The 8046-nt window shown below is 73.3% G+C and carries 8 protein-coding genes; all 8 read right to left on the bottom strand.

From position 1 onward, the window contains the following. Window positions 1–134: 134 nt before the first annotated feature. Window positions 135–371, bottom strand: coding sequence for a hypothetical protein (locus tag ACIQOV_RS16790; RefSeq protein ID WP_359903026.1), 237 nt, complete (start codon window positions 369–371; stop codon window positions 135–137). A 33-nt stretch (window positions 372–404) separates the two neighbouring features. Further along, on the bottom strand, window positions 405–1730 hold the full coding sequence (locus ACIQOV_RS16785; RefSeq protein WP_401049207.1) for a hemolysin family protein: 1326 nt from the start codon (window positions 1728–1730) through the stop codon (window positions 405–407). A gap of 19 nt (window positions 1731–1749) precedes the next feature. Continuing rightward, window positions 1750–2244 (bottom strand): rRNA maturation RNase YbeY, encoded by a 495-nt coding sequence (gene ybeY / locus ACIQOV_RS16780; protein WP_401049205.1) that lies wholly within the window; start codon window positions 2242–2244, stop codon window positions 1750–1752. Between the two features lie 14 nt (window positions 2245–2258). Beyond that, a complete protein-coding gene (locus ACIQOV_RS16775; protein ID WP_401049203.1) occupies window positions 2259–3392 on the bottom strand; it encodes a PhoH family protein in 1134 nt (377 codons plus the stop codon). Window positions 3393–3586: 194 nt separating this feature from the next. Beyond that, window positions 3587–4510, bottom strand: coding sequence for a ribonuclease Z (locus ACIQOV_RS16770; RefSeq protein ID WP_401049201.1), 924 nt, complete (start codon window positions 4508–4510; stop codon window positions 3587–3589). Window positions 4511–4516: 6 nt separating this feature from the next. After that, the gene (locus tag ACIQOV_RS16765) at window positions 4517–4870 is read right to left on the bottom strand and encodes a histidine triad nucleotide-binding protein (protein WP_359903038.1); all 354 of its coding nucleotides are present in this window, start codon (window positions 4868–4870) and stop codon (window positions 4517–4519) included. Between the two features lie 52 nt (window positions 4871–4922). Beyond that, complete coding sequence (locus ACIQOV_RS16760) at window positions 4923–5669, bottom strand: RDD family protein (protein ID WP_401049198.1); 747 nt, start codon at window positions 5667–5669, stop codon at window positions 4923–4925. Window positions 5670–5783: 114 nt separating this feature from the next. Next, the coding region (locus ACIQOV_RS16755) for a PDZ domain-containing protein (protein ID WP_401049196.1) at window positions 5784–8046 on the bottom strand (2263 nt) is incomplete at its 5' end.

Raw genomic sequence — 8046 nt, 5'->3', positions numbered from 1 at the left:
CCCCAGGCACCCGAACACGATCAGGAAAACCCCCCCGGCCCCCGCCCCGATCCGCCACACCATGGCGAGACGGCGGTCGACGGGCTTCAGCGTGTCTTGCAGCTTCATGGCGACCTCCAGAGCTCGGCCATGGTCTAGCTGTAGGGATGGAGCTTCTCCATGTGCGGGGTCTCGTGCATGTAGAGCGAGCCGCACTGCTGGCAGCAGCGCAACCCGGTGCCCCACTCCTCCTCGGGCCGCGTCTCGGCGTCGTCGGGCATGTCCCGGCCGCAGAGCGCCACCGACAGGTCCTCGTCCCGCACCACGTGCCAGGACTTGACTCCGCCGGCCGCCCCCTGCGGGCCGTACTCCGCGCGAAGTTTGTGCGTCATGCCCTCCATGGTCGCTCGGCGACCGCCCGCCCGCTACTCGCCCGCCGGGGCCCCGGCGCCCTCGGTGCGGCGGACGGGGGCGGCGACCATGGAGCCGATCCGGTTGCGGCGGCCGGCCGAGGACTCGGCGGTCAGCAGGATGCCGGTCAGGCCGCCCCCCACCGGCTCGGGCAGCGGGATCTCGCAGGACGAGCCGGGGATCGGCACCCGGCCCAGGTGCTTGGCCAGCAGGCCGCCGACGGTCTCGACGTCCTCGTCCTCCAGCTCGAAGCCGAACAGCTCGCCCAGGTCCTCCACCGGCAGCCGGGCGGTGATCCGGTACGAGCCGTCGCCGAGGTCCTCCACCGGGGCGATCTCCCGGTCGTACTCGTCGGTGATCTCGCCGACGATCTCCTCCAGGATGTCCTCGATGGTGACCAGCCCGGCCGTGCCGCCGTACTCGTCGATCACGATCGCCACGTGCGAGCGGCGCTGCTGCATCTCGCGCAGCAGGTCGCCGGCCGGCTTGGAGTCGGGGACGAAGACGGCCGGGCGCATCACCGCGCCGACCTCCTCGGACTCCGCGTTCCGGTTGATGTGGGTACGCCGCACCAGGTCCTTGAGGTAGACGATGCCGACCACGTCGTCCTCGTTGTCGCCGACCACCGGGATGCGCGAGAAGCCGGAGCGCAGCGCCAGGGTGAGCGCCTGCCGGACGGTCTTGTGCCGCTCGATCATCACCAGGTCGGTGCGCGGCACCATCACCTCGCGCACGATGGTGTCGCCCAGCTCGAAGACCGAGTGCACCATCCGGCGCTCCTCGTCCTCGATCAGGTCGTCCTTCCCGGCGAGGTCCACCAGGGCCCGCAGCTCCGCCTCCGAGGCGAACGGACCCTCCCGGTAGCCCTTGCCCGGGGTCAGCGCGTTGCCGAGCAGGATCAGCAGCCGCGGGATCGGGCCCAGCACCGCGGCCAGCGGCAGCAGGACGAAGGAGGCCGCGGTCGCGGTGGTGATCGGGTGCTGGCGCCCGATCGTGCGCGGCGAGACCCCCACCGCGACGAAGGACACCAGCACCATCACGCCGAACGCCAGCAGCACGGCCTGCCAGGTCGGGCTGACGTTGCGCACGCACACCACGGTGACCAGGACGGCCGCCGCCATCTCGCTGGCCACCCGGATCAGGGTGGCCAGGTTGAGGTAGCGGATCGGGTCGGAGGCGACGGTCAGCAGCCGCGCGGAGCCGCGCCGGCCGCTGCGCACCGCCTCCTCCGCCCGGAACCGGGAGACCCGGGAGATGCCCGCCTCGGCGCACGCGGCCAGCCAGCCGAGCACGACGAGCAGCACGGCACCGAGGATGAAGCTCGTACTCTCACCACTCACAGGGGTTCGGGCTCCGCGCTCAGTGGGTGGTGGGGGCCGGGGAGATGCCGCCGAGGCCGCGGCCCGCCCGCCAGTCGTCCAGGATGCGCTTCTGGAGGGCGAACATCTCCTCCTCTTCCTCCGGCTCCTCGTGGTCGTAGCCGAGGACGTGCAGCACCCCGTGCACGGTGAGCAGTTGCAGCTCCTCGTCCATCGAGTGCTTGGAGGGGGCGGCCTGGCCCTGCTGCTCGGCGACCTCGGGGCAGAGCACGATGTCGCCGAGCAGGCCCTGCGGCAGCTCCTCGCCCTCCTTGCCGGGACGCAGCTCGTCCATCGGGAAGGACATCACGTCGGTGGGCCCGGGCAGGTCCATCCACTGGATGTGCAGCTCCTCCATCGCCGCACCGTCCACCAGGATCACGGACAGTTCTGACTGCGGGTGGATCCGCATCTTGTCCAGGGCGAAGCGGGCGACGTCGAGGATGGACTCCTCGTCGGCTTCCCAACCGGACTCGTTGGCGATGTCGATCGACATGACGGGCTGTGTGCTCAGCTTTCGGTGCGATGGGACTGTCGGGGAGCGCGGGGCGCGGTGGCCTTGCCGGGGCGCCGCTGGGCGGGCTTGCGGGGAGCCGGGGAGCCGTCCTCGGCCTCCTGCCGGGCGTCCCAGCGCTCGTAGGCGTCCACGATCCGGCCGACCAGCTTGTGGCGGACCACGTCGGTGCTGGTGAGGACGGAGAAGTGGATGTCGGGCACGTCGGCCAGGATCTCCTGGACGACCTTGAGTCCGCTGCGGGTGCCGCCCGGGAGGTCGACCTGGCTGGTGTCGCCGGTGACCACCACCCGGGAGTTGAACCCGAGGCGGGTGAGGAACATCTTCATCTGCTCGGGCGAGGTGTTCTGGGCCTCGTCGAGGATGATGAAGGCGTCGTTGAGGGTGCGGCCGCGCATGTACGCGAGCGGGGCGACCTCGATGGTGCCGGCCGCCATCAGGCGCGGGATGGAGTCCGGGTCCATCATGTCGTGCAGCGCGTCGTACAGCGGGCGCAGGTACGGGTCGATCTTCTCGTAGAGGGTGCCGGGCAGGAAGCCCAGCCGCTCCCCCGCCTCGACCGCCGGGCGGGTCAGGATGATCCGGTTGACCTCCTTGGCCTGGAGGGCCTGGACGGCCTTGGCCATCGCCAGGTAGGTCTTGCCGGTGCCGGCCGGTCCGAGGCCGAAGACGATCGTGTGCTTGTCGATCGCGTCGACGTAGCGCTGCTGGTTGAGGGTCTTCGGGCGGATCGTGCGGCCCCGGTTGGACAGGATGTTCGCGGTGAACACCTGGGAGGGCGCCGGGCTGTCCGGGTCCCGGTCCTGGCTGCGGAGCATGGCGATGGAGCGCTCCACGGAGTCCTCCGTCAGGGGCTGGCCGGTGCGCAGCACCAGCATCATCTCGTTGAAGAGCCGCTGCACGAGGGCGACCTCGGCCCGGGCTCCGGTGGCGGTCACCTCGTTGCCGCGGACGTGGATGTCGGCGGCGGGGAAGCCCTGCTCGATCACGCGCAGCAGCGAGTCCGCGGTGCCGAGCAGGGTGACCATCGGGTGCTTCTCGGGGATGACGATCCGGGCGCTGACGCGGACGTCGTCGGCCGGTTCGGGGCGCGACTGTCCGTTGGTACGGGTCTGCGATGTGTCACTCATAGGTCGGCGCTGGGGCCTGCCTCATCCCATCCGTGGTCTCGGGTGCCGCTCGGTGTCTCCGGGGCACCAGGGTACGCCGCGAGCGTGATCGCCGTGGCGGGCGGCGGGGCCGCACCCGACGATGCTGCGGCAGATCGGAGGCCGATGCGAGCGTATTTTTCCCGCCGGCCGCGGCTCGGTGGTTCCCGGGCCGGTCACGACGGGCGGCGGGCCGGGACGGGCACCCGGTCGAGGTCGGCGGCCAGCACCAGTTCCCCGTCGAAGTGCTTGCGGGCGTCGGCCAGGTGCTGGCCGAGGTCCGGGTAGCGCTGCGAGAAGTGGGTCAGCACCAGGGTGCGCACCCCGGCCTCGGCGGCGACCTTGGCGGCCTGCCCGGCGGTGAGGTGGCCGTGCTCCTCCGCGAGGCGGACGTCGGCGTCGGTGAACGTCGCCTCGACGACCAGCAGGTCGGCGCCCTCGGCGAGGGTGTGCACGCCCTCGCACAGGCGGGTGTCCATCACGAAGGCGAACTTCTGGCCCGGCCGCGGCTCGCTGACCTCGCCCAGCGTGACGGTGCGGCCGTCCACCTCGATCGCGCCCTCGTGCTGGAGCCGGCCGACCGCCGGGCCGCGCACGCCGAGCTCGGCGAGCCGCTGCGGCACCAGGCGGCGGCCGTCCGGCTCGGACAGCCGGTAGCCGAAGGACTCCACCGGGTGGTCCAGCCGGACGGCGTCCAGCGCGAAGCGGGCGCCGGGCGCGGGCAGCGGACCGGGCTCGTCGATCGGGCGGGGCCGCAGCACGGCCGTCTCGTGGTAGGCGGTGGAGTGCCGCAGCCGCTCGAAGTAGACCTCGCCGGAGGCCGGGAAGTAGACGTCGACGGGGTGCGGGACCCGGTCGAGGTTGATCCGCTGGATCACCCCGGCGAGGCCCAGGCAGTGGTCCCCGTGGAAGTGGGTGACGGCGATCCGGGTGATCTGGGTGGCCGTGACCCCGGCGTGCAGCATCTGGCGCTGGGTGCCCTCGCCGGGGTCGAACAGCAGGCCCTCGCCGTCCCAGCGCAGCAGGTAGCCGTTGTGGTTGCGGTGCCGGGTGGGCACCTGGCTGGCGGTGCCGAGGACGACGAGTTCGCGCTGGGACACCTGCGGTCAGACCATGCTCTCGGTCATCTTCGCCCCGCCGAGCACGTGGACGTGCGCGTGGAAGACGGTCTGTCCGGCGCCCGCACCGGTGTTGAAGATCAGCCGGTAGTCCTCGATGCCCTCGTCCCTGGCCACCGCGCCCGCCTCGGCGAGCAGTTCGCCGGCGATCTCCGGCTCGGCGGCGGCCAGCGCGGCCGCGTTCGGGTAGTGCGCGTGCGGGACCACCAGCACGTGCACGGGCGCCTTGGGGGCGATGTCGCGGAAGGCGAGGGTGCGCTCGGTCTTGCGCACCACGGTCGCCGGGATCTCGCCCGCCACGATCTTGCAGAACAGGCAGTCGGGCTGCGGCTCGCCGGCCATGGTTCCCTCCTCGGGATCGGTACGTCGGGTGGTGGGGCCGTACGGGCGCAGCCTAGCCGAGCGGGGCGACGGCCTGCTGGTACTCCTGGAGGTGCTTCCGGCGCACCGAGCGCATGCCGACGATGTCGCCCTCGTCCGTGTCGAAGTCCTCGGTGAGGAAGGAGACCGCGAGGATGACGAAACCGATCAGCCAGCGCCTGGTGAGCCGCCAGGTGTTGGGCCGCATCACGCCCTTGCGGCGCACCACCCGCATCGCCATGATCCCCTTGCCGACGCTGAAGCCGGTCAGCCGGGCGAGCACCACCTGGTTGAGGAAGGACGCGGCCAGGCCGACGACCAGCAGCGCCACGAAGTAGGGCACCACCGGTCCGCTCTGCACGGCGTGGCCGGCCGCGTGCCCGGCCCTCGGGCGGCTCGCGGCGTTGGCGGCGACGAAGCCGAGGCCGATCGCGAACAGCCAGTCCAGCACGATCGCCAGGAACCGCCGGCCGCCGCCCGCCTCCTTGGGGCAGGGCGGCAGCGCCCGCCGCGGCTGCTCGCTCCGCGGGTAGGGGTCCGGGTACGGCTGCGGGTACGCCTGCGGGGCGTGTCCCTGCGGCGGGTACGGCTGCGCCGGCGGCTGCTGGTACGGCTGTGCCGGCGGGTACGGCTGCGGCGCGGCGTACCCCTGCGGCGGGTACGGCTGCGGCGGGTACGGCTGTGCCGGCGGCTGCTGGTACGGCTGCGCCGACGGATGGGGCTGCGGCTGCTGTGCGTAAGGATTCTGGCCGTACTGCGGCGGCGGGTAGCCCTGCGCCATGTGGTTCCCCCGTGAGCTGTGGATCAAGAAACAGCCCCGCATCCTACCCACGCCCCCGCACCCCGGAGCGGGAAGCCGGCCGGTACGGCCTCCCGCTCCGGGGGCGGAGCCCCGCTACCGCCAGGGCAGCGGCGGCGCCGTACGGGCCGGGGTCTCGGCGAGCCGCTCCAGGGCGAGCCGGACGCCCTCGGCCAGCTGGGGGTCCTCGCCGGCCGCCCAGTGGTGCGGGGCGAACGGCACCTCGACGTCCGGGTCGACGCCGTGGTTCTCCAGACCCCAGCCGTAGTTCTCCAGCCAGAGCGCGTACTTGGGCTGGGTGACCAGGGTGCCGTCGACCAGCCGGTAGCGGCTGTCGATGCCGATCACCCCGCCCCAGGTGCGGGTGCCGACCACCGGGCCGATGCCGAGCGCCTGGACGGCGGCGTTGACCACGTCGCCGTCCGAGCCGGTGAACTCGTCGGCGAGCGCGACCACCGGACCGCGCGGGGCGTCCGCCGGGTAGGGCACCGGGTGGTCGGTGTCCCGGATGACGTCCCAGCCGATGATCCGGCGGGCCAGCTTCTCGATCACCAGCTGCGAGGTGTGGCCGCCCCGGTTCCCCCGGACGTCGACGACCAGGCCCTCCCTGGCCATCTCGCTGCTCAGGTCGCGGTGCAGCTGGGCCCAGCCGGCCGTCTGCATGTCGGGCAGGTGCAGGTAGCCCAGCCGCCCGCCGGACAGCTCGCGCACCGCGGCCCGCCGCCCGGCCACCCAGTCGTGGTAGCGCAGCGCCTCCTCGTCGGCGAGCGGGACGACCACCGGGTGGCGCCGGTCGGTGCCGTCCTTCCCGGCCACGGTCAGCTCGACCGGCTGGCCCGCCGTGCCGGCCAGCAGCGGGGCCGGGCCGGTGACCGGGTCCACCGGGCGGCCGTTGACGGCCAGCACCGCGTCGCCCGGGCGGACCGCCGCGCCGGGCGCGGCCAGCGGCGAGCGGGCCCTGGGGTCGGAGGACTCCCCGGGCAGGATCCGGGCGATCCGCCACTGCTCGCCGTCCCGGACCAGGTCGGCGCCGAGCAGGCCCTGGCGCCGGGCGGGCTCGGTGTACCGGCCGTAGGGCATCACGTAGGCGTGCGAGGTGCCCAGTTCGCCGTGCACCTCCCAGAGCAGGTCGACCAGTTCGTCGTGCGAGCCGACCCGCTCGACCAGCGGCCGGTAGCGCTCCAGCACCCCGTCCCAGTCGACGCCGGAGAGGTCGGGGCGCCAGAAGTTGTCCCGCATCAGCCGGCCGTTCTCGGCGTACATCTGCCGCCACTCGGCGGCCGGGTCGACGGTCACCCGCAGCCGGGCGAGGTCGACGGTGGTCTCCTCGTCGTCGCCGCCCTTGTGGTCGGCCGGGACGACCCGCAGCTCGCCCTCGTCCAGCACGGCCGCCCGGGTGCCGTCCGCGCTGACCGAGAAGTCGTCCAGGCCGTGCACCAGCTGCTCGACCCGGCGCTTCCTCAGGTCGAAGCGCTCCAGCACCGGGCGGGGCCGGTCGTCGTCCAACGAGGCGGCCTCGTCGCCGAGTTCGCCCATCAGCGGGGCCCTGGTCCAGAGCACGCCGTCCTTGGCGGCGGCCAGGTCCTCGAAGCGGCCGCCCTCGACCGGGAAGGGGACGATCCGGTCGGCGATGCCGTCCAGGTCCACCCTGGTCACCGGCGCGGCGTCGGCCGCCGCCTCCTCGCCGTCCGCCTTCCGGGCCTTCGGCTCGTCCTCCTCCCCACCGAGCGGGCGCCCGGCCCGCTGCGGCCCGAACGGGGAGGGCGTGTCGGCGGCCAGCGTGACCAGGTAGGGGCGGCAGCCGTTCGGGAAGGACAGGTCGAAGACGTGCGCGTCGTAGACCGGGTCGAAGTTGCGCACCGACAGGAAGGCCAGGTAGCGCCCGTCCGCGGTGAAGGAGGGCGAGGTGTCCACGAAGCGCGGCTGGGTGACCTCGCCGACCGTCCGGGTGGCCAGGTTGGCCAGCACGATCTGGCGCAGCGAGTGGGGGCCCATCCCGCGCACCGGGCGCGACCAGGCCAGCCAGGCCGAATCCGGGCTGAAGGCCGGCCCGCCGGCCTCTCCGTCGGCGCTGCGGTCCAGCTCGTGCACGGCGCCGTCGGCCAGCGAGACCAGCAGCACCCGGCCGTCGTGCACGCCGAGCGCGGCCTGCTTGCCGTCCGGCGAGACCACCAGCGAGTTGACCCGGCCGAGCTGCCCGGCGGCCAGCCGGCGGCGCTCGGCGCCGTGCAGGTCGGGGGCGAACTCCAGGGCGTCCTCGCCCTCGGCGTCGGACACCCACAGCACGCCCTGGGTGCCGTCCTCGCCCGGCACCACCCGGACCAGCCGCCCGCGCACGCCCGGGGTCTCGTCCAGCACC

Source organism: Kitasatospora sp. NPDC091257, from assembly GCF_044757675.1.
Classification (GTDB): Bacteria; Actinomycetota; Actinomycetes; order Streptomycetales; family Streptomycetaceae; genus Kitasatospora; species Kitasatospora lactacystinica.
This window is presented reverse-complemented; position numbering and strand designations above follow the sequence as displayed.